Below are 24,837 nucleotides of genomic sequence, written 5' to 3'. Positions count from 1 at the left end.
TCATAAAAGCCGCATGCTTCGTTTCGCTTAATCGAGAAGCGCGAGAAGCACCTTCAATGGCCCAAACGTGGAATGGTTTCTGCGCGCAAACCTAAAGCGCAGATCGCGGACGAAACGGATCCGTGTCAGTCGACAGAGTTCCAACAAAGTACGTCGGCAGATTGCGGATGCGCCGCAAACACGAAGCCTGTTGGTGATCGATAGCGGCTGAGAAAACATCGCGAAACCATCAAGCGGGACAGCTTAATGAACACCGGACTTCTGTTACTGAGTATCGGGCTTCTTCTCTGGACTTTCTTTCACACGTTTCGGAAATCAGCAGAAAACCGTATGGCTTGGGGCACCGTGGCCCTTCTCCTCACAACCGCACTTGGGCTGCTCTATCTGGGCAATCGCTTCGTAGCAATCGATGAGGACGGCATCCTTCGCGAGTTTGGTCCGTCGCTCCCCGTTGGCGCGACCCTCTTGATACTCGGCATCCTGGGAAGCGCGGCACTGAGCATCCGGCTGGCTTATCGGCGTCTCGTATCATGTCGACAATGAACACGTCATCAATGCGTGCAGACCACGAACCTACAGTCAGAGAATATTCGGAGCCGTCATGATACGCGATCTGCGGCAGGCGGATCGACGGGCCAAGTCCGAAACCTTTGAGTCATTTCGAAAACATCAACCGGACAGGAATCGATACAGCTTCCACAATTGACGCAGTCTCCCGAAAGAATGAGACGCGTACCATTACCTTTTAGCGCCGGCGTAATGACGTGGGGTTCTGTGCAAACGTTGAAACACTTTCCGCAGTTTGTGCAATCCTCACGCCGCGCGGCCGCGACGCGGACCAGACTGCCCCGACCAATGACGCCATAAAAGGCTCCGACGGGGCACAAATGGCTGCACCATCCACGCCGTGTCACAAATAGATCGAGCAAGAACACGGCAACGACAATGCCCCATCCCGCGCCAATCCCGAAGATCAGCCCACGTTGCAATATCGATACGGGATTGACGAACTCCCACGCGATCGTTCCGGTTGCAAACGATGTGACCAAAGACGCGAACAAGATCCAAACGCGCGTTCGCCGGTCCAATTTGCGGTCCCGCGTAATCCCAAGCTTTTCTCTGAGCCAGAAAGCACTGTCAGTTACGACATTCACCGGACACACCCAGCCGCAGTAAGCCCGCCCACCAACGACCAGATAAAGAGCCGTGATGAGAGCCGCGCCAATCACCGCAATGGCAATCGGCGGATTACCGGCCACCAACGACTGTACAAAGATGTAAGGATCAGCCAGTGGCACCGTGCCAAGAAGCTCGCTGGAAGCGAAATTACCTCGCATGATCCAGACGCCGGCCATGGGCCCAATCATGAAGATGCCTAACACGGAAACTTGGCACAGCCTGCGCAACAACCACCACTTGTGCGCACGTAGCCAACCTTTTGCTGCAGCCCCCTCTCTGCGGCCCTCGCTCGTCAGCGTGAACCCCATTACGATGTACGCCCCGCAGGGTTTCTGCCTGGCGCTCCAAGGCCGAGCTTACGCGGCAATACGCGGATCGCGGCTTCCTTTAATACGCATTGCTTCTCGCATGTCCCGCACCCTGTACATTTGTCTGAGTGCACGATAGGGATCACCATCTTGCGTCCGCGGATCACCTGCGGCTCAAGCGTAATGGCCTCATTCAGAATCGGACAAACACGGTGACAGATGCTGCAATGCATCCCACGATAATTGAGACAGTTCTCATGATCGACCAGAACGGCCACGCCCATGTCCGCCTCACGAATGTTTCCGATATCGCGGTCCAGCGCACCGGTGGGGCAAGCCTTTGCACACGGCACATCGGGACACATGAAGCACGGGGTCTCCCGCGCCACGAAGTACGGCGTCCCAACTGGCGCCATGTCACCAAGCGTAGCGAGATGAAGCGTGTCATACGGACAAGCACGAACGCAAAGCCCACAGCGCACGCACGCGGCAAGGAACTCTTCCTCTGGGAGAGCTCCCGGCGGACGCAGAGCCTGCGCGTCTCGTGCCCGAGCAGTATCCACATACTTTGCAAGCGCAACGGCCGCCAGACATCCAACACCCGCGACCTTGGAGGCGCCGACAATCATCTCTCGACGAGAAATTTCCTTCGGCTTGTTCGTTTTTCCTTCCGGGTCTGCCATGCCAACCCTCCGTTCAAACGTTTGTCGATCACCTCAAACAAAGCACGTCAGTTTCAGTCGGCATCCGCAGCGTCGAATTCCATCCGGATCACCGGATGAATCCAACAGCGGACAACGACCTTTCCGCTTCTTTCAATTTTTGCGGTTTTTGACATGCCGGGAAACTGAGTATCCAAATTTTGGACCGTGCCATCTTCATAAGTGAGATAAAGATTGTGAGCGATATCGGCTTGATTGATGAACTTCACCGTATCTCCCACTTTCGGCCGAATGTTCGTTTCGGCAATTTCCATGTGCGTTATAACAAGCTCATGCTCTTCAGCCTGAACGGCATTGGGCACCAACGCCCAAACCAGAACAGCAGCCAGCGCAATGATCACGCGCCTAATTTGGTCCATTGACGACCTTCTCCATTCACTCATCATCATGGCAAGTCCGGAAGCTGCGGCTTTACCGAAGGGCCACGTAGTGTCTCAAGAAACGCGATCAAATCGCTCTGTTCCGTTTTGGAAAGCTTCACCGGCCGCATCTCCGGCGAGAGGTTGGGGCTCTTACGGCCACCCTTCACATAGTGTTCCAAGACTTCATCAAGATCGGCCATCGAGCCGTCATGCATATATGGCCCTTGCATACGGAGATCTCGCAGGGATGGCGTTTTAAACGCGTACTTCATGATGGCAACACTTGGCGGAGTAAACTTGCCACGACCGACGTCGTCCGTTTCAAGACCGATGTTGTGAAAACTATCGTCGGTAAACCGCCAGCCGGCATGACACGCGCTGCAACGGGCCTTCGTATTGAACGTCACGAAACCACGTTTTGCCTCTGCCGAGATCGCATCCTCGTCACCCTCGACCCATAAATCAAACGGGGCCTTATGAGAAACCAACGTCCGTTCGTACGTTGCAAGCGCCGCGACGATATTTTTGGCATTGATGGAATCAGTTTCGCCGAACGCCTCCGAAAATAACTCTCGGTAACCGGGGACCATGCGCAGCCGATCGACGACATCATCCATCGTCATATTCATTTCTTGGGGAGCCGTAATCGGCATCAGCGCTTGTTGCTCAAGCGAATGCGCCCGCCCATCCCACATGAGGCTTAGGGCCCAGGCGAGATTCAACACAGGCGGGGAGCGCCGTTCCAATGGCTCCATACCGTGACCGACGCCTTTGGGGAGCCCGTCGGACCATCCTAAACTCGGGTTGTGGCAAGTTGCACACGACACGATTTGCGATCGCGACAACCGCGGATCGAAGAACAGCTTCTTACCGAGCTTCTCCTTCTCTTCCGTGTAGGGATTATTCTTTGGAAACGGGATCGCATCGGGCCGCTCATAGCGTTCCTTCAACGCCTCCAGCGTTATGATCTTATCGCCGGCTGCTGTAGAGATTGTGATTCCGCCAGCCTCAGCCAGACCGGAAACTGCAGCGAACGCGATCGCGGCCAGAGACAGCGACATCTGCGCGCCCCGTCGAATCATGCGACCAACCCTCTGCGAAGTCTTAGTCAAAGCTTTGACATCTCCCTTTTCGACTCACACATGTTCCAAGCGTTTAGCTTCTTCAGTCGCTTGAAGAAGCGTCAGTTCCCCAGTAAGCACCTCACGGGCACAAGCATCTGCTAGGTTGGCGAATTCGGCCAATTGAGCCGCTTCTGCACGTGTCGGGACGCTGTAAGCGTCGCGCTCGCCTTCAAGCGCGCGAATGACTTTTCGACATACCGGCTCAAGACGTTGAATGAGTTCGGCAAGCGGTTTGTCTCGCAGGTCGGACGCGCTCGATCCCGCGCCACTATGCATAAGCGTCTCAAAGGTCACGAGATGCTCTCGCCGCGACTGCCCAACTTCAGAAGCACGTTGATCTGTCGACCCGAACGGCTCGGCGCGATCCCGCCACGCTCTTAGGATCGTCATTGCGTTCAGCAACCGCCAAGCGGGAGACGTCGCGTTCCGCACTTCGCCATAAAGGTGGAGAAGATGACGATGCGTATCGGGAACCTGGTCCAGAGTTGGCTGCTTGAGTTCCAGTGCACTTGGACGAAACGGCACGCAGCGCCAACGCGTCTCATGTTTCAGATCTGCGACACGCCAGCCGGCCACCGCCATGCCGCGTCCAAGTCTCAAGGCCCACGATGCCAATTGCGTGGTTACGTGCGCATAACACGCGTCTACGGCTTGCTGGGCGCTACACGCCTCAATGCGGTATAGGATCTCGTCAAGCTTCCCAGCATCGTTCGGAAAGAGATTCATGACGGCTGGGCGCCCATGAAAATTCAGCGTCTCGCTGTGCGTTCCGTTATTCAACAGAATGTCGACTTCCCAAACCTGGGTAACTGGATTTCGCACAAAGAAGCCGACGAGAAATTCACGCTCATTCGTATCTTCGGCGGAATTCCGAACTGTTTCCGGAGCACTTTCAGCCTTTAATGGCCCGAGCAAACCGTACGGGATCCACATACCTTCACCTCAGCTTTTGAAGCGCCTTATTCAACCTTCACTGTCGCCTTCATGAATGGGTGCGGCGTGCAGATATAGGGAAATTCGCCAGCCTCATTGAATTTCAATGCGTAGGACTGTCCGGCGCGTAGCATGTCGCCTTTAACTTCGTTCTTTGGATCGCCTTTGCCGAAATGCACATTGTGCGGCATGGCGTCGTCATTGGTCCAAATGACGGTCGTTCCCTTGGCAATGACCAGCTCTTTCGGGTCGTATTTCATTTTATCGATATGCACGGTAACCACCTGCCCTGAAGCAGCGGCAGGGTCCACATGCTCCAGCCGATCAGCAGCGTGCAATGGTGTTGTGAGAAGAAGCGTTCCAACAATAATTGAGAGAAATCTCATACGCAGTTCGTTTCCTTGCTTTCCCAGTGTGCCTGTGTCGGCGGCAGCAACAAATGCTGCCGCCGACAATGAAATCACGCCTTACCAACGATTGGCGAAATCGTGCAGTGATAGGTCATCGCGTCGTCTTCGGCACCGAAGCACCAAATGATGTCGTTCGCGAATTCCGGACGGTAAACCGGCAACTCGCCTTCCGTGTTCAGACAGCCGCAACGGCCGCACACGTTCTTGCCGCAACAATCGCGGTAAGCGATCAGGTAGCTTTGCTTGTCACCTGGGTTGTAGCAGCTTGCCACCCACGAACTCGGGGAAAGCTTGGTGCCCGGAGGGCAGTTCGTCAGCGAGCCGCCGCAGCAATCGCAAATGTTGCCGTCGATCGAGCAGTGGCGCCAGTAGTCGCACTGTGACGGGTCGTTATCCTGCGGCTTCCAACCTTCGCGCGTTCCGGAAGCGGCGTGGGCGCTCCGGCTCACGCGTCCGCGACGGTCGACTGGAAGCAACGGAACGAGAGCAACACCGGCAAGGGCGGTGCCAACTTTTCCGATAAAGCCGCGGCGGCTCGTGCGCCCCGCGATAGTACGCGAGAGGCTTTCAAAAACTTGATCGAACTTCGTCTTCTCCAACATGGGGTATTCCTCCTCCACTTATCGCTATGTCGTGGCGTTTAGTGCTCGACGTGAATGCCGCTACCGTTGGCATTCAGTGCATTGATGCCTTGCTTGCTCATGTAGTCCTGGAGCGAATGGTGACCGGACCGTGCACCTTCGAGCAGGCTCTCAAGATGTTCGCGCGTATTCGTCAGCCCCTTCGCGCGGATCTTTCCGTGTTGATCTAAGACAACGCCATAAGGGATCTTGCCGACCTGAAAGCGCATGCCGACTTCCGGAGAAACGATGTAGGGAATATCTCCGACGTCGTGGTTCTTCAGGAAGCGCGCGTGGTCCTCCGGCTGGCCGTCACTGATCAGCAAAACCGAAACCTTCTCATCGCGCGCCACCGATTTAATGATCGGCAGAAGCTTGTCGCAGATCGGGCAGGTTGGAGCCGTGAACATGAGAAGCGTCTCTCTACCACGGGCTTCGGGGCCTCCGATGCGAAGAGCCTTCCCGTAATAGTCGAACACATCAAAGGTCGGCGCACTGTCGCCAATGTCGGGACCATGGTCCGTGATCATGGCTCCCAACGGAGCTGATCTCTCGTGCAAAATCCCGACCTGGCGGGTTACTCCGAGCAGAACGACCGCTCCGCCAATGAGCGCGAGCCAAAGCAAAATATTAGACGCAATCAGGAACTCGATCGCCATTGCGTTCATCCTTTCTAGACAAGGTGGCCGTTGTTCCGCGCGGTGTTCGCCACACCGGTGAGAAGTCCGGACGTGAAATAGAGAGTCATGGCGACGAGCGCAGCCAAGACACCGCTCATAAAGTCGACAACGGTCGCAGTTCTGACCGCCTGTGGAGCCAACACGAGGATCAGACCTGCACCTGCCAGCAACACGTTGCGGAGAACGAGAAGCCAGCTAAGGTTCTGCCTGTAACCCGTACGGAAACATCCGCAGTCGATAGCCTTCCGGCCGCGTGCCACATTGATGGCGATCGCGAGTGCAAAGACGATGAGAAGTGAACTCGCCGCCACGGCGGCCACCGGCATCGCACGATCGACCACCAGCCCGACCGCAACTGCAAGTTCCAGCCACGGCAGAATCATAGCGAAGGGGTAGGCCAACCAATCCGGCATCAGCCGGAAATTGCGCACCACCCCATAGAACTCTTCCTGGTGGCGCAGCTTTGAGTAAGCTGCGCCCGCAAACAGAAGAGCCAGAAACGACCGAACGAAGATCGTTACGAGTGGATCTGACCAAAGCCACATGGCTTGTTCCTCGCTCAGTTATCGTGAGCGACGATCACTTGTGGACCGTGGCCAAGTTCTGGAACCTTGTGCAGTTCTTTGCCAGTCTCAGCGTCGAGGATGTAGAGGGTTTTTTCCCCGGTCGAGAGCGCATAGAGCTGAGGCTTGTCGTCCTGGCTTACAGCGATCGAATCGATGTCTCGGCCAAGTTCGATTTTGCGAATGCGCTTGCCTGTCTTCGCGTCGTGTACAAACACGAACTGGCTAGAATACTTGTGAGTCCACTTTGCCCGCTGGTCGGCAAGCAGATAAACTTGCCCGGAGTCACGATGATAAGCGACAGGTAACCACCCGCCCGTACGCCAGTTGTCGGCCTTTTCCTCGTCCGAAAAAACATCAAAATGTTTTCCGAACTTTGCCTCACCCGAAGAGACGTCGATCATGAAGATCTTGCCTTCGTAAGTCGGCCAGGCAATCTGTCCCGCCTTCATGGAAAAGGCCGGCGTGTTGATCAGATATTCGCTCTCGCTGTGGAAGGCCTCTGTTTGCTTAACGTCAACCTTGCCATCCTTGTCGAAGGTGATCTTCGCCATGCTGCCATTGCGGCAATGCATGAAGAACGTATCGTTTGACGTCGGGAAGATGTGATAGCAATCCGGCACGTCAAGCATGCGGACGAACTTCTTGTTCTCGATGTCGACGAGACCGACCTGTGGCGACGGCGTGAATTGATAGAAGAGCAGCGACTTGTTGTCCGGCGTAACTGTCGTCATCCACGGATACGTACCGACGAGAAACCGGCTTTCCGGGATATCGATGTCAGCGATTACGTCGTGCGTCTTCGCATCGTAAACCTCGATGTAGTCATCCCGCTTGCCGTGCGAAACGCGCGAGTAAACCGTGCTGGCCAGCCCGAAATAGCTGCCATCCGTTGCAGCGAAAGGATTGGCTAGGAAGCCACCGTCAGTGATACTGAGAACCTTGCCTTCATTGCCGTCAATGGTGAACGTCTGGGTCGCAACCGCGAAGTGAGCGGGATCCGTGATATAAATGCGGCGTGAATCCGGGGTGGAAGCACTTAGGATCTGCGGGTCGTCCTCGAGTTGAGACGTCGCTTTTTCATCAAGGTGCTTGGGAACTTCGGCTCCGGACGGGCTCTGCTGCGCATAGGCTGCACCAGAGACAAAAAGGCTGAGACTCGCCACACCGCCCAAAAGGGCCGTGCGATACTTTGCCAATAATTCCGGTGTAGAGTGGACGTGCGTCATTGTTTCCTCCATGAGGCCACGATTGTTCTGGTTGCGTTGAAGGGCGGAAGGCTTAGGCGAGGTACATCGCCAGGATCGCCGCGCCAGAGCCGACCAACAGTGCGCCATCAAAGGTCGCAGCTGCCTCCTGCCTGCGGGCAAGCCATGCAGTGACCGATCGATCCGTAACGGGAAGCAGATTGATTAGCATTGGTAGAAAGCGGCCAAGATTGAAGATCGCAAACAATGCGATTGCCGTTGTCACGTTTCCGCTTAAAACCGCAAGCGCGGTCACGAGATAAAGGATAGGCGTCTGGACATACGTCAGGTAGTTGAGCCCCAAAGATACGCCGTAGAGCAACCCAATCGCTTCAATCGGAAACCGCTGACGCGCATCATGCGGAACTTGCGCACGGCGCTGCGGATAAGGCACACGCAGAAATCCGAATTGGTGCGCGCCGTAAAGCACAGCAACAACCGCAAGAACAACAGCTCCAGTCGTTACGTAGTTATCAAGGCCTACCACGTAGCCAATGCCAGCCAAGACACCACCAAGCACAACAGCACCAAATGCATAACCCAGACCATGCAGAACAAGCGTCGGCACATAACCAACAACAGACCGCAACGAGTATTCATGACCTCGCGGCCGCAACAAGGTAAGACTGGAATAGCCGCAAGGTGACCACGTAGACAGCAGACCACCCATCAGGGCCACACCCGCAACAAGCCAGATTGCAATCTGTGTTTCCGGGAAAAAGTGAGAACCGCCCAGACCGACAGCGACACCAATCGCAGCGCTAAGAGCCATAAGAACGGCGCGTGAGCTGCGCGACTGCGGTGCTGCGAACGAGACGCAATCAGGAACACCTTCTGTAGCAACAGCAGATGCTTGTGCCTCTTTGGAAAGAGATGCGTAGGTGGACATGGCGTGCCCCCTTTGAATGTTTCCTACCAATGACTGCAGTTTCCCTACAGTTCACTGGCCGCGACTATAAGCATCAGTCACAGGAAACTTCAAGCACCCACAGGAAAATTAATACATAAAAATGATGCATAAAAATGCAACTCGCTCAAGAAATGGGCATTTTGCGCGCAAGGATTGAACAGGAGTTACTGGCGCAGATCTGCGCATTTTATCCTGCCATGAGCACCATTCCCACGCTCATGTAGTCAAAGATTTCTGCGGGAACGCAAGGCAGCAAGACCATTATGTCCGACGACTGACATCGCCCAAAATCAGTGGATCGACCCTGCACGCACTTACCGACGTCATCCGCGCGTTATTTCACTTCGGCGAGGGCATGCCGATAAAACGTCCTCGAACTCTTATTTGTAGCAAGAGCCAACACCACATCGGATCACGCGCAACATCCAATGGCGGAGTCATAGTTGGCAGTTAGCCTAAATATGTTCGACGAGGATGATCCGATAGCGGCTTCGGCAGTGACAATTTTGAATCTCATTCAGGTAGCGCAAGAGTGGGAGTGAGGTTCTGATCCGTTAGAATATACTGAGCCCTGAGCTTCTACTGACTTTGCTCTGAAACGAGGCCACATGGCGTTAGAGATCGAGCGCAAGTATCGCGTTGCAAACAAAGAGTGGAAACCACTTGCCTCGGCAAAGAAACACATTCGCCAAGCCTACCTAGCCGACACGGAACAAATCTCACTGCGTGTACGCATCAAGGATGCCACGACGGCGACGTTGACGATCAAAACCGCCACACCAGGGCATACACGCCAGGAATTCGAATATCCCATTCCGCTTGCTGATGCCGAGGAACTTCTGCAAGCGCGGACAGGATCAGTCGTTGTCAAAACCCGACACATTGTACCTGCAGGAAATCTTGCCTGGGAAATCGATGTGTTCGAAGGAGAGAATGCTGGCCTCGTGCTGGCCGAGATAGAACTGGAACACGCCGACCAGCCATTTGAGCATCCCGCTTGGCTAGGTGAAGAAGTGACCTTCGATCGGCGATTCTATAATTCCGAACTCGCCCGGGTTCCATTTTCACAATGGTCCTGACCAGCGCTCCTTACCCGACCAAGCCTGTCACCAACCGTTAGGAACTCGTTCTTCACCAAGAACGCCGTGTCTCCAAACTAATCGATCCAGAAACCACGCTGCTTGTGCCACGCCTCAATGGAAAGCTCTGAGTACTCTTCGAAACAGTCATCTTCCGGCCCGACATCCGGCACAACCCAGCTCGTTCTGTAACGCAGCATCAAATGTACTTTGGCAGGTGGAACCGGCAAATCAGTGTCAATGGCCGAAGCGAATGGATGCACCAGATCCGGCCAGCTTGGATCAGAAATCCAGAGTGCACTTGCACAACGCGCGCAATAATGCCGTTCACCCGTAGACACATTACAGTGTCCGGCCTCGTCACGTATCTCTGCATGATAGACGCGTAAGGTGCGCTTGCCTGTCACCTGCAGGGTTGCCGCATCACCCATGATGTTGATGGCGAAACCACCGCCACCCGCAGTCTTGCGGCAGATAGAGCAATAACAAAGCTGATAGGGATAGGGCGTATGACTCGCGACTGTGAAATGCACAGCGCGGCAGTGACAGGAGCCGTCCAATTGCATCGGCATGGCCATCTCCATAGTCCAGTCAAAAGCTGGAGCATACGCGATACGATGTCAACGCGATCACCGATCCCATTCGCGTGAGCAAAATGCGATCGCCGTTGCAGCCGTACTCATTGGAGCACGCCAATGATCTCTGAGGTCGTGCCAGCGAGACATCATCGTAGTGTCGCCGTCGTGGCCACGCCGAATTGGAGGAGCCAAGCCACGCAGGCGGACGTTTCTTCCACGCCGCCTTCCAGTAAGGCCGGTAATCCTCAGCCTCTCCAACACTGAGATAAACAAGCACGACACGACGTCCACCATCCGGTTTGACTTTTAGCTTTCTACGTCGTGCGCATTCGCCACCACAAATCCGGGGTCACCCAGAGCATGATCCACAACGATAAGATCGAGTGAGGAACTCGTGATCTTATCGATGTCTGTGTTTTGAAACTGCCCCCCCAAAAAGCGCACGCTGTTCAAAAGGCCTCGCCGCTTCCCGAGCCCTCCGAGGGTTCATGAAAAAATTTCAATATTGCCCGCCTATGTCGCGGCCAGCCCCCCCCCAAGACTATGAACAAAGTCTTATCGCGGAGAAGTTTCAGTTCACCCCCTCTTAGCAATTATGATTAACGCCATAATCGAGAGCCATTTTCTATAGCGCAGCACGCAACAATAAGAAGCGTCTATTGGGTTTGCACTCGTGGAGTTATGCAGATTCGCATGCGCGATATTTCGCTAAAAAAACTTGCTCGAATAAGCCCACCAAGAACAATCTCCAACGCACATCATTCAATCGGCAAATTAATCCCGCTGACACGCGTTATTAGACAATTCTCGACGTCCAGCGCCAGCCTCCCCTCGCGAGGCAAACCGTGCGAGCTCTCAACAGGAGAGCAGGAGAGCAGGAGAAAGAGACAAGTTAATCAATAGTTTTTGGATTAATTTTGCGGTTGCATACGAAGTAGACTGCCGATAGCATCCGCCTGTCACGACGGGTGGCTGAGGGACTTGTTTAAAGGAGCAAGTCCATGACAGCCGGGGTGGTTATTTTCCGAAGGCAGAGCGTTGCCTTCAGTACGTTTTTTTTAAATTGGTTTTTTAGATGGGTCGCACGCGACAATCTAAAACTCCAGAACCTCGGCATATTTTATACTTCTCCTCACAACTCCGACAAATCTTGCCGGAAGAAGCTCGCGCTTCACGCGTATAAAAGTGCACTTTTATCAGCATCAATAGCGCTAGCGTTTCTAGCCGCTCCGGGGACCGTCAGGTCCGAACCATCGCAATGCTCTGTGCGACCCACCAATACGTCATCGCAAGACGATGCCGCGCCTGAAATGGAGTTCATTCCCGGTGGCGCATTTCAAATGGGATCCGATCGGTTTCGTCCTGAAGAGCGATACGCGCATAGCGTTCGGATAGATAGCTTTTGGATTGATCGCCACGAAGTGACGAATGCGCAGTTCCGCAAATTCGTACAAGCCACGGGCTATGTCACGCGGGCGGAGCGCGGAGCAGATTCAAAGACGCATCCCGACTTGTCGGCTGAGGTCCTCGTGCCAGGCTCCGTGGTCTTCATCAGCCCAGCGAACTTAACGCGCGGCGGGAACCTTACACAGTGGTGGCAATACGTTCCCGGTGCTGATTGGAGACATCCAACGGGTCCCGGCAGCTCCATCGACGACAAGGACGATCATCCCGTTGTCCACGTTGCTTATGAGGACGCCGAAGCCTACGCGCAGTGGCTAGGCCACAGCCTGCCTACTGAAGCGCAATGGGAATTTGCAGCGCTCGGTGGACGGGGATCGGACGAGGATTGGACAAAGCCCTATGATGCGGAAGGAAAGCCATCCGCTAATACTTGGCAAGGCGTCTTCCCAATCGTGAATACCAATGACGATGGATACGAAGGCACTGCGCCCGTCGGAAGCTTCAAACCGAACGGCTATGGCCTGTACGACATGCTCGGCAACGTTTGGGAATGGACCAACGACTGGTACCGCCCAGGCCATATGCGCGAACCGGTCATTAATCCTTCCGGGCCCTCTTTCAATCTCATCCGCCTAGCACCCAACGAATTTCCCCGACGTGTGATCAAGGGTGGCTCTTACTTATGCGCGGTCAACTACTGCGCCCGCTACCGCCCCACCGCACGCCAGCCCCAGGAAGCAGATCTCAGTGCCGCCCATCTCGGTTTCAGGACGGTACTCAATTGCCCCTCAAACAAGAACGACAACTGAAGAGAGTTTCATCAAGCGAACATAGTGGTTTTTTGCGTTCAGGAGGAAGTGAGAATGAAGCCTAGTTTGTCCCGCTGTGTCGCCGCGTTGTTTGCGGTAGCATTTCTCGTCCCAGCCAGCCTTTCGTCCGGCGCACACGCCCAAGACAAAAAACCAAACATCCTGTTCATCGTGTCGGATGACACGGGTTATGGCGATCTCGGTCCCTACGGTGGCGGTGAGGGAAGAGGCATGCCCACCCCGAATATCGACCGCCTGGCCAACGAAGGAATGACCTTCTTCTCGTTCTACGCGCAGCCAAGCTGCACGCCCGGCCGCGCAGCGATGCAGACGGGCCGGATCCCGAACCGCAGCGGCATGACAACCGTGGCATTTCAAGGGCAGGGCGGCGGCCTGCCGGCTGCAGAGTGGACACTCGCCTCCGTCCTGAAGGAAGGCGGCTACAAAACCTATTTCACCGGCAAGTGGCACCTGGGCGAAGCGGACTATGCCCTGCCGAACGCCCAAGGCTATGACGTTATGAAATACGTCGGCCTGTATCATCTTAACGCGTACACCTATGCCGACCCGACGTGGTTCCCAGACATGGATCCGGAGCTTCGCAAGATGTTCCAGGAAGTCACCAAGGGTTCGCTTTCCGGCAAAGCGGGAGAGCCAGCAAAGGAAGATTTTAAGATCAACGGCCAGTATGTCGATACGCCGGAAAAGGGCGTCGTCGGCATCCCTTACTTCGACGGCTACGTAGAGAAGGCAGCATTAGAGTTCCTCGAGGACGCATCGAAGTCAGACGCCCCCTTCTTTATCAACGTCAACTTCATGAAGGTGCACCAACCAAACATGCCCGCACCGGAGTTCGAGCATAAGTCACTCTCGAAGTCGAAATATGCCGACAGCGTTGTGGAGCTAGATACGCGCATCGGCCGCATCATGGACAAACTCCGCGAACTCGGTCTCGATAAGAATACTCTGGTCTTCTACACCACGGACAACGGCGCGTGGCAGGACGTTTACCCAGACGCTGGCTACACGCCGTTCCGCGGCACGAAGGGTACAGTCCGCGAAGGCGGGAACCGCGTTCCGGCCTTCGCTTGGATGCCCGGCAAGATCGCGGCCAACTCAAAGAACCACGACATCGTTGGCGGCCTAGATCTCATGGCGACCTTCGCCAAGGTCGCAGATGTAAAGCTCCCGGAAAAAGACCGCGATGACCAGCCGATCATCTTCGACAGCTACGACATGTCGCCTGTCCTCTTCGGCACGGGCAAGTCCGAGCGCAAGTCCTGGTTCTACTTCACTGAAAATGAGCTGAGCCCGGGCGCCGCCCGTGTCGGGAACTACAAGGCCGTGTTCAACCTGCGCGGTGACGACGGCGCCTCGACCGGCGGTCTCGCGGTCGACAGCAACCTCGGCTGGAAAGGTCCAGATAAGTATGTCGCAACCGTTCCACAGGTCTTCGATCTCTGGGCGGACCCCCAGGAGCGCTACGACATCTTCATGAACAATTATACGGAGCGCACCTGGACGTTGGTGACGATCAACGAGGCCGTCGCGGACAAAATGAAAAGCTACGTGAAGTATCCGCCGCGCAAGTTACAGAGCGAAGTCTATACCGGCCCGATAACGCTCACTCAGTACCAAAGGCTGCAGAGTGTGCGGGATCAACTCGCCAAAGAGGGCTTCAAGTTGCCACTACCAACGGGCAACTAACTGCACGCATTTGGCCGCTGAAAAGTCTAGCAGCGGCCACTCATTTCTCGCGAACGTAGTCAGTAGCTGGCCAATGCCGATCCCAATTCATAGGCGCTGCAGGAGACGCAAAATGAGTTCGAGCACATTTGCTAAGAAGACAAAAATCGCCGCTATTCTTGCTGCTGCTATTTGCTTCGCTCCGGCTCAGTTGCATGCCGATATGGCGACGCTTGCCTCCTGGAACGATGGTCCGGCAAAGACGGCCATAACTGAGTTCGTCGAAAAGGTAACGAAGGAAGTTGGCCCGGACTACGTGGCCCCCGATGAGCGCATCGCTGTCTTTGACAACGACGGAACGCTTTGGGCCGAGCAACCCATGTATGTCCAGCTCGCTTTTGCCCTCGATCGCGTGAAGGCGTTGTCGAACCAGCATCCAGAGTGGAAGGACAAACAGCCTTTCAAGGCCGTCCTAGAAAACGATATTCAAGCCCTCGCCAACTCGGGTGAAAAGGGCTTGATGGAACTTTTGATGGCGACTCATGCCGGCATGAGCACTGAGGACTTCGAGAAGATCGCGACTGACTGGATCGAAACCGCCAGACATCCCAAGACGGGTAAACCGTATACCGAAATGGTCTACCAACCGATGCTGGAACTGCTGACCTATCTGCGAGACAATGGCTTCAAAACATTCATCGTCTCCGGTGGCGGCATTGAGTTCATGCGGCCATGGACGGAGGGCATCTACGGCATACCTCCGGAGCAGGTCGTCGGCTCAAGCATCAAGACAAAATATGAGGTTAAAGACGGCAAGCCGACGCTAATGCGCCTGCCCGAAATTGACCTGGTCGACGACAAGGCAGGCAAACCCGTCGGCATCAATTCCCATATCGGCCACCGCCCGATCGCCGCTTTTGGAAACTCCGACGGCGACTTCCAAATGCTCGAATGGACCACCACAGGAAACGGCGCTCGGTTCGGCCTCCTCGTCCATCACGACGATGCGGAGCGCGAGTGGGCCTACGATCGCAAGTCCCACTTCGGCAAGCTGGACAAGGGTCTGGATGAAGGGCCGAAACGCGGCTGGATCATCAACAGTATGAAATCCGACTGGAAATGCATTTTTCCATACGCATGCGAGCAAGCCGCAGCGGATAAGTAAAAACCCCCCGAGAACACAGCTTGAGGGAACGGCCCCGTCAGCCACGTAACCGCCGTGCCTGAGCTTCACCGAAACCATGCATGCCGGACTTCCACTGCAGAGCGACCACAAAGCCTTTCACGGGCTGCAGCATCGCGAGCGAGAGAACCAACGTTAACGGCACCCATATAGCTAAATGCCATGCGAAGGACAGGTTGTATTCACTGTCCGCGAACATGACGAGCGCAATCACAATGTGCCCCACGATGACCATGACCAAGTAGGCTGGTAAATCGTCGGCGCGATGATGGTAAAGTGCTTCACCGCAATTCGGGCAGTGGTCATTCACTTTCAAAAACGAAGCGAATAGCTTGCCCTCGCCACAGTTTGGGCAACGGCACTTAGAGCCCCGAGCAAGCGCCAGTTTCGTATCTGGTCCGGTTTCTGTCGGCATGGGCCGTCCCCTCATCTGCATCATCAGATTGCGCTACGAGCATTCATGCCGTACGTAGACAGTCAAAACCATACAATCAACAAACGGAAGAGATAATTGTATGGATTGGGTGCCTACACTTAATGACCGTCCAGGCCCAGCCTATCTACGCATCGTGGAGGCTCTCACCGAAGACATTGCGAGCGGAAGGTTGCGGCGCGGCCAACATCTGCCGACCCACCGCGAGCTCGCGCGGAACCTCGGCCTCGACCTGACAACTGTCACACGCGCCTACGCGGAAGCCAAAAAGCGAGGCCTGACAATTGCTCGTGTCGGACAGGGCACTTTCGTTGCGGAAAGCCGCCTCCAAGCAACACCGGAACCAATAATACCTGCCTTCGACCTCTCCATGAACCTGCCACCTCAACCCGCGGACGCTGACATAGAGGGGCGGATCACCCGCGGTATCGGCGCGATTCAACGCGAAGGCGCACTCGCCGCCTGCCTCAACTATCTTGAGCCCGGCGGGAGCAACGACGAGCGCGAACGCGTAGCGACGTGGCTAAGACCGCGCCTCCCCGAAGCCGATGTGGATCGGGTCCTGATTACACCAGGAACGCAAAACGCGTTGCTGTCCATCCTGCTGACGCTGACCTCTCCGGGAGATGTGATCCTGACGGAGCCATTGACCTATCCTGGCCTCAAAGCCGCCGCAGCAATCGCTCGGCTTAACCTCGTTGGGGTCGCCACCGATACCCACGGGCCGTTGCCTGATGCGCTAGAGACCGCCATCCAAAATCATCGGCCGAAAGCTCTCTACCTCGTTCCGACCATCCACAATCCGACGACCGTCACCATCCCACTACGCCGCCGCAAGGCCATTGCCGACATGCTTGATCGCAACGGCATCCCCTTAATAGAGGACGACGCATACGGCTTGCTCGATCCCACCGCCGTTCCCTTCGCGGCTTTACTACCGCACCTCACATTTGCAGCAGTCAGCTTGTCGAAATGTGTTTCCCCCGGGCTGCGTCTTTCATTCGTGCAAGTGCCGGACGCCGAAATGGCAACACGCATTTCCGAAGGCGTACGCGCCAGCGCCCAAATGACGACCGGGCTAATGCTCGCGCTCACCCTGCGTTGGATTGAGGATCGAAGTATCGACGCCATCATCGCAGCGATCCGCGATGAAGCCGCCGAACGACAGAAGCTGGCCGCTAAGGCACTAGCTGGCCACACGTACAAATCTCATCCGCAAGGACATCATATATGGCTTCAGCTGCCACGTCCGTGGACCAGGTTCGACTTCGCAGCCCACGTTCACCGTTTAGGCATCGGCGTGGTCACAAGCGATGTCTTTGCCGTAACCGAACCTGTCCCCAACGCGATCCGCGTGGCGCTTGGAGCAGCGAAAAGCCGCCAGGAATTGTTTTCCGCCCTGGACGTACTAGCGGCCTCCCTACGCTCTGGTGCCGGCAACAGGATTGTTTAAGTTGAAAGTCCAGCAAGATCGGTAAACACAAGCACATACCCCTTTTCCCTATTTGTGTTGTCGACGCGGCTCGGCAAGCGACGGCATCAACTCCAAGAAGGCTTCCCCGATCTTGCTGCGATACCGCTCCTTGTGCCGAAGCACATGAAATTCGCGCTCGGGAAGAGAAAACCGAACATGATGCAACAGCCCCACTTCAAGACTTGGAGCGGCCACCGTTGCTGAAATCGCGGTAGCACCGAGACCTGCCTCGACAGCCGCACGAACGGCTTCGTTAGAAGGAAGCTCCATCGCGATCGGAAGACTAGCGAGATCGACTCCCAACTGAGCAAGCGCATGCTCGAAAGCCGATCGGGTACCCGAGCCGCTCTCGCGAAGTGCCCAATCGCTTTTAGACAAGTGCTTCGGCGTTATACGGCGTCCCTCAGCCCACGGGTGCTCCGGAGCGACGACAACAACCAACTGGTCACGCGCCACGGGAATGCTCTGGAAGTGAGCAATATCAACGACACCCTCAACAAAGCCTAGCTCTGCCTCACCTGTTTCAACGGCGTCCGCAACCTGCGCCGTATTGCCGATGGATAGGTGTACATCGATACGCGGATACTGCCTCCGGAAATTCGCGAAATAACGCGGAAGCCAATAACTCGCGATCGTCTGGCTCGCCTTCACGCGCAACGTCCCGCGTTCAAGCATCCCAAATTCGCTAAGAACGAACTCAGCGTGCTCAGTCTGGGCCAGAATACTCCGCGCCTCGGGCAAAAACGCACGCCCTGGCTCGGTCAGTTCGATCCGGCGACCTACCCGATCGAAGAGCTTCGTATGATAGCGCGCTTCCAAAGCACCGATCGCATGGCTGACAGCGGATTGCGAAAGATTGAGTGCTTCCGCAGCACGCGTGACGTGCTGACGCTCGGCAACCGCCACAAATATCCGCAACTGCTCAAATGTCATGGCCGCTGTGTCGCCTAACGTGTGGGGATGAGTATAACCCATCTCAATCAATCGAAATATTAGATCGATTTAAAAAATACTATGCATTGGACAGATTGGTCGTGTCCAGTCATCGAATACGGGGACAGGAGCTATTCGATGATGAAAACAATCACGACACGGTCTGCGCCCCTTCACGCCAACGCAATCAACACCACGCAACCACCGGGCAGAACGGCCTTCCAACCTTACAGGAAATTCGGCATCTGGCCCGGCATAGCCCTCGTTTCTGCGATTGCCGGACTAGCCATTCTTCTCAGGCAAGTTCCCGGTCTCGGCATATTCAGTCCGATGATCCTCTCTATCCTTATCGGGATGGCTTTTCACAACATCATCGGCACACCGAGGGCGGCAAAGGCAGGCGTGACATTCGCACTGCGCAGGATCTTACGTCTCGGCGTCATCCTGCTCGGACTACAGCTGACCGCGTGGCAGACCGCATCTGTGGGCATCACGGGTTTCCTGATCATTACCGTAACACTGGTCGCCACATTCGCGTTTACCATCTGGTTTGGGCGCATAATTGGCGTGGATCGCAAACTGGCGGAATTGATAGCCGCAGGTACGTCCATTTGTGGGGCCTCCGCCGTACTTGCGACCAACACGGTGACGGCAGCCCGCGATGAAGATGTGGCTTATGCGGTCGCGTCGGTGACAATATTCGGCTCAATCGCCATGCTTCTTTATCCGTTAACCCCAGCCTTCCTGGGGCTGTCAGCACACGACTTCGGCCTGTGGACGGGCGCTTCAATTCACGAGGTCGCGCAAGTCGTTGCCGCGGCCTTTCAACATGGGCAGGAAGCCGGTGAGTTCGGCACCATTGCGAAACTCTCGCGGGTCATTTTGCTTGCCCCCCTCGTCGTGACGCTCGGGCTACTCATGGCGAGACGTGCGCGAACCATCAGGGGGGACTCCCCGGATCAGACCACGCCCGTCCCTTGGTTTGTTTTCGGCTTTCTCGCGATGGTGGTCCTCAACAGCGCGGTCGCAATCCCTGAAGAAATCAAAGCTGTCAGTCCACTCATCACAACATTTCTGCTATCCATCGCTCTCGCCGCAATGGGGCTTGAAACAGACCTGTCTAAGCTGCACGAAAAAGGAATACGGCCATTTATTCTCGGACTGGCGGCATCGCTCTTTATCGCCGCTCTCAGTCTGATACTCGTGAAGCTGTTCGCTTGAATACGACCGGAGACACGCCCATGGTCCGACGCGATGAAGTAAGAAACGGCGAGAAGACCGTCACGATGCCGGAGACACCCGATGCCGGCGTGGTCTTCATCGGCCGGATCCACTCACCATGGACCGACCGCCTTACCTGCCCGCGATTGGGCCGAATGGACGGACCCATTTGCCGGATAGAGATCTTCGAACCTTGGGTCGATGCACTCAAAGGCATCGACGAGTACGAAAGGCTGGAGGTCCTTTACTGGCTCCACCAGTCCCGCCGCGATCTCATACTGCAAAGTCCAAAGAATGACGGCATCGCACGCGGCGCGTTCAGCCTGCGCTCACCCGTGCGCCCCAACCCGATCGGAACGCAGAACGTCAAATTAGTTCGGATCGAAGGACCGAACGTTTTTGTCCAAAGCCTCGACTGCCTGGACGGCACCCCATTGCTCGATCTCAAACCGGATCGGGATCTGTTTACACCGATCGCCCCGCGCCAAACTGGAGACGATGAAACTCGGAACGCGGCCTCCGGAGATGAACGCTAGGCCCCGTGGCAATAACAAACCTTTTGAAGTTGTGATGACGGCGCGTAGTCCTCAATCCACATCAGCGGCATGCCAACCCTCGCCGGGATCGTACTCTTTCATCTCAGCCACAAGCATGCGCGACTCTGGCCCCAAGTCTTGTTCGTAGACTGTCCCATCCTGGTTGACGATGAAGGACATAATGCCGGAATTGCCGTATTCAGCTGGTGCCGCTGCGAGCCCAAACCCGCCGATCATTCGACCATTCACAACGAAATCCCGCGCGCCTGACTTAGCCGCAGAGCCCTGTCCGTCAAGCATTTTAAAGACATACCCATGGTAAGGCACTGAGGCATCGTTCTGCTCAGTACCCCGCCGATATCCTTCAGCCCTCGCCTCCGCCACCAGGGGCCCCATTGGGCTCGTTACCTCGCCTTCCTGGGTTGGCCAAAAGAGTCCGTCTTTGTTGCCTGGCGTACTGAGAAATCGGCGTGCGTATTGCAGCCCATTCCCGTCTCGGTCCTGCGAGGCATATTCCATCTGCGCAGCCACATACGCGAGCATCACACGCATGGCAGCATGCTCGTTTTCCCCAATCCTGCGGTTCAGAATCTCATCTGCGCCAGCCTCGCTGTCGAAACGCCATGTGACACCTTCAGCGACCAGCGGGATAGGAAATGGATATTCTTCCTCGCCAATCAAAAGCACACTTCGAATTGGGTCGTCCTTACGCAGTCGGTGCGATTTGGCATAGGCCTTAAGAAATTTTTCGCGCATGGCTTCGTCATAGATCTGGTCACCAGACGAAATCAGCTGCTCCGATCCCGGACCAAGCACCCTTTCCAAGGCGTCGGTTCCCGATGATTGCGCTGCCCTAAAAAGGGCCGCCGCAGCCTCATCTGGACTCGCGAACATCATCTGACGGATTGCTCGATCCTCCGCCTGCGATGAAGAAATCGTACCGACACCGATCAGAAAACACGTTGTTACGGTGAAGAAAATCAGTGAAGGATATCTCGAACAGCTGCGATGGATGGGCATGACGACCTCTCACCCGATTTCAAGATATTGATGTTGAAACTAGCGGCGACGCCCATGTCCTCCGCCCCCGCGCCTCATTCCTCCTCCATGCCTGGACATTCCGGAACGGCTCGCTCTCCCACGACTAGCGTGCTTGGCAACATCGCGGCCACGTTTCATGTCGAAAGCATTCGATCTCCGCGGCCCAGATGAGGATCGTCTTGCAGATGGCTTGTGCGTCGTCTTTGAGGATGGGCGCTTGTGTGGACTACCGCTCGGCCTTTTATGCGACGGCTTTTTCTTGGCGGTTTTATCGCTGACTTTGTCCTTCATCTTGCCCTTATTGGGGCGGTCTTTGTGGGCTCCAGCCTTGTCCTTAAGCTTGCCTTTGTCGATGTTGCCGACCCGGTCTTTGACCTTGGCCGCATCACCTTTGCTGATCTTATCATGAAGCTTTGCTGCCCCAGCTCCTGCTGCACCTGCCGCAAGCTTGTCGCGCACCCCTTCAACTGAATCACGGTCGTGGAACCCGCGAAAGTCCTTGCCGGCCTCCTTAAATCTATCGCCATTCTTGCCGAACTTCTCGCGGCTCGCGTGATCACGATAGGGCACAGGGCCGCGATGCCGCGGATTGTGAACCCAGGTATTTGACGTGATCTTCGGGTTATTGACGTTGATCCTGTTGTATCGATCGACGTCGATGTGAATGTTGCGGTGGCGCCAATCACAGTAACCCCATCCCCAAAGTGAGCGCGCGACGGCGTATCCGGTCCCCCAGAAGAAGCCCGAAACAAATGCTGACGTCGGATATCCCCCATACCAATAGTAGGGCGGATAGTCTGGATACCACCATGACCCGTACACAACCGCAGGCTCATAAATTGGAACGTAGACGACATCAGGACTCGTCTGCTGAATGATGATCTCACTGGATCCATCATCTTGCTTCCGGCTCACTTTCTGCTGCTCATTGCTCTTGAGCGAACCAGCATCCTCGGCCTTCATACGAAGCGCCTGGATCTGATTCATGACGTCATCTTCTTGGGCGAGGAACGCATCGCCAAGCTTCTGCGTCCATTCCAACTTCTCGCTCATCATCTGCAGCACGTCAGGAACGAGCGTAAGCGCTTTGACGCTCGGATCCCAATCCTTGGCATCCAGAGCCTTTGTGAGGTCCTCACCTTCAAGCTTCGCGTTCTCAGGATCTTTCCGCCATCGCGCAGCCTGTACGACTTCAAGCGGATAGGTTGATGCCATCAACACGTTGGACAGAAGGTCGTCGGGATAGAGCGCAATCGGAGCCAGCAGCTGCGCCAGTTCCTCCTTCTTGAACAGCGGCGCTTGATCAGCATCCTGAGCCTGCAGTGTTCGCGGCAACGTGCCTGCCAGCAAGATCACAGCCGCGGCAAGACACTTCATCAATTTATAGGCGCTCATGGATAAAATCCTCACCGCCTCTCATCGCTACTAGGACGTCATTTCGAATACCAGTTGAATTAGAAGGCGCGCCGACGCCAAGCGAGCCAATGGATTGCCCTATACCTTGTGATCTTTTTTTCATATCGGCTTCTCCTACCCGGCAAAACATGCAGCGAGTAAATCCGAAAACAACGGATGGAGCCTGTTCAACATCGTCAACGATCTAAGTCGGATGCGCCGCGTTCCGTTCCAGGCCGAAACAGACGGAAAAATGAAATCGGCTGTCAACGGAAACGACGCTCCGCAGTCAGACTGCGGCAAATCTGGATGACATAAGAGAATGAATTGGAAGGCTGGTTAATCGGCGATGTAAAGCCGCTGCATAACACGCGTAAAAAGTCTTACCCGAACGAAGCAAGCCCCGGGACCGGGGCCGCTCGAAGTCGCCAGCGGGCGGCGCGACTGACGCGGCTCCCGGTCCCGGGGCTGGACCGGTTCGTAGGTTTGGGCGTCCGGTTTCGAAAAGCTGCAGCAAGCTTGGCTACATCGCGCAAGGAGCGAAGGGGTTTTTCTCCCCTTCGCTCGTGCAGTCCCCCGGGACTAAACAGTCCGTAAGGAAACCTTCCCCCGATTCCCTGCGGCGGTCACCGATGCTGGTGTATTGGAAGTCGCCTGTATACGTCATCCCCGATTTGGGGGAGGCCTTATGGGATGAGATTAAGCCGTATAGCCTGCGCCACAGCTTGCACACGGTTCCGTGCCCCAAGTTTCACTTGTACCTTCTTAAGATGGCTCCGGATTGTCTCTTCGCCGAGACCAAGGAGTTCGGCAATTTCCCTCATTTGGTGACCGAGCGACGCAAGCCGCAACACGGCAAGCTCACGCGCCGTCAACGCGGCCGCCGAACCGATGCGGTCGGTTTGGAGTCCTATAAGCTTCTGGAGGCGAATAGCAGCGAACGTCGCTCCCATGAAGATGATGGTGCGATCTTCCGGGGTGAACCGATTTGAAAGAACGTTACGCGACCAGTAGGTCACAGTCCAACGCCCGCCAACCGGGCACGTGAAATAATCACGCATACTGTACTTCATCGCGAGCTCGAAGGGCCACTGATCTACGCCCAATGGCTCGAGCATGCGCATCATTTCAGACATCGTGAACGGGGCAATGGAAAGCTGAGCCAGCGAAAGGCCAGGGCCTGGGTGCTTTTGCGTGCGTTCGAAATAGTCTTCCCACCAGCCCTCTGGCACACTTTTGTGCAAGAACACCGTCTTACCTTTTTCGACGCCGCTCCAATCGCACCAGCGTATTGGCATGAGGCCGGCCATAAGAACGTTCATCTTACACGCCTTGGCCGTCACGCCGTGCAGGTTATCCAGAACCTGATCAGGTGTTTCTAGCTCTTCAATGCTGGTAATAAACCGCAACATGTCAGAGCCGAGTTTTGAAACTTCCTTACTCACGGGCATTCGGCATTCGATAAACGCCTCCCGTCAGAATCACATTACCCACCGTCCCATAGCAAAGGACTTGTAGGCTCCTCCTCTCCCAAACAAAGAATAGCAGCAACCCGAAATCAAAGGGATCCGTGAGCATAGAACTTGGTTACGGACGCAAGCCATTCAATGCGTAGTAAAAAATTCCCTCCAGCACCAACGCGCTAGAGGGAGCATGTAATTCAAAATTTAAGGCGTGAAAGTCACCACCAACCCTTGCAGATAAAATAACGCTTCTTCCAATAGAATTTTCCGGTCGCATACCACTTCGCCTTGTAGAAGCCGCAGCCGCGAGGGCGATGGAAGTTGTGGTGATGAAAGTGGTGAAAATTATGCTTCCAGTGATGATGCTTGAAGCCATGCTTGCCGCCAGCTTCTGCGCCGGTGGCGCCCCCCATTAGGGCCGCGATAGCAACAGATCCGGTTAGCGCAAGCGCCATAACAGTCGTCTTCATTTACAATCTCCTTACTTCTGCGTAGCCCGCGCTTCCCATGATCATCGGAGTAGGCGGTGAGCTAACGATGCGAG

Annotated in this window: 26 protein-coding genes; 8 read left to right on the top strand and 18 right to left on the bottom strand. The window is 55.6% G+C overall.

The features are described from left to right. Positions 1–246 precede the first annotated feature (246 nt). Positions 247–543 carry a hypothetical protein gene (locus YBN1229_RS17205; RefSeq protein WP_046479418.1) on the top strand — a complete coding sequence of 99 codons (297 nt, stop codon included), beginning with the start codon at positions 247–249 and terminating at the stop codon, positions 541–543. 56 nt (positions 544–599) lie between these two features. On the opposite strand, the gene napH is transcribed toward YBN1229_RS17205, so the two are convergent. From napH to YBN1229_RS17150, 11 genes are all read right to left on the bottom strand, one after another. After that, positions 600–1,487, bottom strand: coding sequence for a quinol dehydrogenase ferredoxin subunit NapH (napH, locus tag YBN1229_RS17200; protein WP_046479417.1), 888 nt, complete (start codon positions 1,485–1,487; stop codon positions 600–602). Further along, on the bottom strand, positions 1,487–2,170 hold the full coding sequence (gene napG / locus YBN1229_RS17195) for a ferredoxin-type protein NapG (RefSeq protein WP_046479416.1): 684 nt from the start codon (positions 2,168–2,170) through the stop codon (positions 1,487–1,489). Before napG ends, napH begins: the two co-directional genes overlap by 1 nt. Before the next feature lie 53 nt (positions 2,171–2,223). Next, positions 2,224–2,568: a methylamine utilization protein MauL gene (locus tag YBN1229_RS17190; protein ID WP_046479415.1), complete on the bottom strand. Its 345-nt coding sequence runs from the start codon at positions 2,566–2,568 to the stop codon at positions 2,224–2,226. 26 nt (positions 2,569–2,594) lie between these two features. Continuing rightward, on the bottom strand, positions 2,595–3,632 hold the full coding sequence (gene mauG / locus YBN1229_RS17185; RefSeq protein ID WP_082101286.1) for a tryptophan tryptophylquinone biosynthesis enzyme MauG: 1,038 nt from the start codon (positions 3,630–3,632) through the stop codon (positions 2,595–2,597). Positions 3,633–3,707: 75 nt separating this feature from the next. After that, positions 3,708–4,628 carry a methylamine utilization protein MauJ gene (locus YBN1229_RS17180; RefSeq protein ID WP_046479414.1) on the bottom strand — a complete coding sequence of 307 codons (921 nt, stop codon included), beginning with the start codon at positions 4,626–4,628 and terminating at the stop codon, positions 3,708–3,710. 26 nt (positions 4,629–4,654) lie between these two features. Beyond that, complete coding sequence (locus YBN1229_RS17175; protein WP_076605426.1) at positions 4,655–5,014, bottom strand: cupredoxin domain-containing protein; 360 nt, start codon at positions 5,012–5,014, stop codon at positions 4,655–4,657. 74 nt (positions 5,015–5,088) lie between these two features. Further along, the gene (gene mauA / locus YBN1229_RS17170) at positions 5,089–5,640 is read right to left on the bottom strand and encodes a methylamine dehydrogenase (amicyanin) small subunit (RefSeq protein ID WP_046479413.1); all 552 of its coding nucleotides are present in this window, start codon (positions 5,638–5,640) and stop codon (positions 5,089–5,091) included. A 38-nt stretch (positions 5,641–5,678) separates the two neighbouring features. Continuing rightward, complete coding sequence (gene mauD / locus YBN1229_RS17165; RefSeq protein ID WP_046479412.1) at positions 5,679–6,317, bottom strand: methylamine dehydrogenase accessory protein MauD; 639 nt, start codon at positions 6,315–6,317, stop codon at positions 5,679–5,681. Positions 6,318–6,331: 14 nt separating this feature from the next. Then, on the bottom strand, positions 6,332–6,883 hold the full coding sequence (locus YBN1229_RS17160; RefSeq protein ID WP_046479411.1) for a MauE/DoxX family redox-associated membrane protein: 552 nt from the start codon (positions 6,881–6,883) through the stop codon (positions 6,332–6,334). Between the two features lie 14 nt (positions 6,884–6,897). After that, the gene (mauB, locus tag YBN1229_RS17155) at positions 6,898–8,130 is read right to left on the bottom strand and encodes a methylamine dehydrogenase (amicyanin) large subunit (RefSeq protein ID WP_046480754.1); all 1,233 of its coding nucleotides are present in this window, start codon (positions 8,128–8,130) and stop codon (positions 6,898–6,900) included. Positions 8,131–8,182: 52 nt separating this feature from the next. After that, positions 8,183–9,037 (bottom strand): cytochrome c biogenesis protein CcdA, encoded by an 855-nt coding sequence (locus YBN1229_RS17150; protein WP_046479410.1) that lies wholly within the window; start codon positions 9,035–9,037, stop codon positions 8,183–8,185. Positions 9,038–9,666: 629 nt separating this feature from the next. Between YBN1229_RS17150 and YBN1229_RS17145 the strand changes: the two genes are divergently transcribed. Further along, complete coding sequence (locus YBN1229_RS17145) at positions 9,667–10,137, top strand: CYTH domain-containing protein (protein ID WP_046479409.1); 471 nt, start codon at positions 9,667–9,669, stop codon at positions 10,135–10,137. A 77-nt stretch (positions 10,138–10,214) separates the two neighbouring features. On the opposite strand, the gene YBN1229_RS17140 is transcribed toward YBN1229_RS17145, so the two are convergent. Further along, positions 10,215–10,709: a GFA family protein gene (locus tag YBN1229_RS17140; RefSeq protein ID WP_046479408.1), complete on the bottom strand. Its 495-nt coding sequence runs from the start codon at positions 10,707–10,709 to the stop codon at positions 10,215–10,217. 1,316 nt (positions 10,710–12,025) lie between these two features. On the opposite strand from YBN1229_RS17140, the gene YBN1229_RS17135 reads away from it, so the two are divergent. The 3 genes from YBN1229_RS17135 (at position 12,026) to YBN1229_RS17125 (ending at position 15,779) form a co-directional block, all read left to right on the top strand. Next, entirely contained in the window at positions 12,026–12,928 is a 903-nt protein-coding gene (locus YBN1229_RS17135) for a formylglycine-generating enzyme family protein (RefSeq protein ID WP_046479407.1), read from the top strand. A gap of 54 nt (positions 12,929–12,982) precedes the next feature. Continuing rightward, the gene (locus YBN1229_RS17130; RefSeq protein WP_076605353.1) at positions 12,983–14,635 is read left to right on the top strand and encodes an arylsulfatase; all 1,653 of its coding nucleotides are present in this window, start codon (positions 12,983–12,985) and stop codon (positions 14,633–14,635) included. A 112-nt stretch (positions 14,636–14,747) separates the two neighbouring features. After that, positions 14,748–15,779 (top strand): HAD family hydrolase, encoded by a 1,032-nt coding sequence (locus tag YBN1229_RS17125; protein ID WP_046479406.1) that lies wholly within the window; start codon positions 14,748–14,750, stop codon positions 15,777–15,779. A gap of 37 nt (positions 15,780–15,816) precedes the next feature. Here the strand turns inward: YBN1229_RS17125 and YBN1229_RS17120 are convergent, their stop codons facing one another. Then, complete coding sequence (locus tag YBN1229_RS17120; protein WP_052744051.1) at positions 15,817–16,212, bottom strand: DUF983 domain-containing protein; 396 nt, start codon at positions 16,210–16,212, stop codon at positions 15,817–15,819. A gap of 100 nt (positions 16,213–16,312) precedes the next feature. Between YBN1229_RS17120 and YBN1229_RS17115 the strand changes: the two genes are divergently transcribed. Continuing rightward, positions 16,313–17,683 (top strand): PLP-dependent aminotransferase family protein, encoded by a 1,371-nt coding sequence (locus tag YBN1229_RS17115; RefSeq protein ID WP_046479404.1) that lies wholly within the window; start codon positions 16,313–16,315, stop codon positions 17,681–17,683. Between the two features lie 48 nt (positions 17,684–17,731). On the opposite strand, the gene YBN1229_RS17110 is transcribed toward YBN1229_RS17115, so the two are convergent. Beyond that, entirely contained in the window at positions 17,732–18,637 is a 906-nt protein-coding gene (locus YBN1229_RS17110) for a LysR family transcriptional regulator (protein WP_046479403.1), read from the bottom strand. A 138-nt stretch (positions 18,638–18,775) separates the two neighbouring features. Here YBN1229_RS17110 and YBN1229_RS17105 point away from each other — a divergent pair, with 138 nt between their 5' ends. After that, positions 18,776–19,858 (top strand): YeiH family protein, encoded by a 1,083-nt coding sequence (locus tag YBN1229_RS17105; protein ID WP_152025034.1) that lies wholly within the window; start codon positions 18,776–18,778, stop codon positions 19,856–19,858. Positions 19,859–19,878: 20 nt separating this feature from the next. After that, complete coding sequence (gene tsaA / locus YBN1229_RS17100; protein WP_046479402.1) at positions 19,879–20,394, top strand: tRNA (N6-threonylcarbamoyladenosine(37)-N6)-methyltransferase TrmO; 516 nt, start codon at positions 19,879–19,881, stop codon at positions 20,392–20,394. A 51-nt stretch (positions 20,395–20,445) separates the two neighbouring features. Here the strand turns inward: tsaA and YBN1229_RS17095 are convergent, their stop codons facing one another. From YBN1229_RS17095 to YBN1229_RS17080, 4 genes are all read right to left on the bottom strand, one after another. Then, entirely contained in the window at positions 20,446–21,414 is a 969-nt protein-coding gene (locus tag YBN1229_RS17095; protein ID WP_052744050.1) for a DUF2950 domain-containing protein, read from the bottom strand. 39 nt (positions 21,415–21,453) lie between these two features. Continuing rightward, positions 21,454–22,830, bottom strand: a complete 1,377-nt coding sequence (locus tag YBN1229_RS17090) for a DUF3300 domain-containing protein (RefSeq protein ID WP_046479399.1) — start codon at positions 22,828–22,830, stop codon at positions 21,454–21,456. A gap of 686 nt (positions 22,831–23,516) precedes the next feature. Further along, positions 23,517–24,281, bottom strand: a complete 765-nt coding sequence (locus YBN1229_RS17085) for a response regulator transcription factor (RefSeq protein ID WP_076605352.1) — start codon at positions 24,279–24,281, stop codon at positions 23,517–23,519. A gap of 230 nt (positions 24,282–24,511) precedes the next feature. After that, on the bottom strand, positions 24,512–24,763 hold the full coding sequence (locus YBN1229_RS17080; RefSeq protein WP_046479398.1) for a hypothetical protein: 252 nt from the start codon (positions 24,761–24,763) through the stop codon (positions 24,512–24,514). Between the last annotated feature and the right edge of the window lie 74 nt (positions 24,764–24,837).

The sequence above is a fragment of the Candidatus Filomicrobium marinum genome, from assembly GCF_000981545.1.
In the GTDB taxonomy this organism is placed as follows: Bacteria; Pseudomonadota; Alphaproteobacteria; order Rhizobiales; family Hyphomicrobiaceae; genus Filomicrobium; species Filomicrobium insigne.
This window is presented reverse-complemented; position numbering and strand designations above follow the sequence as displayed.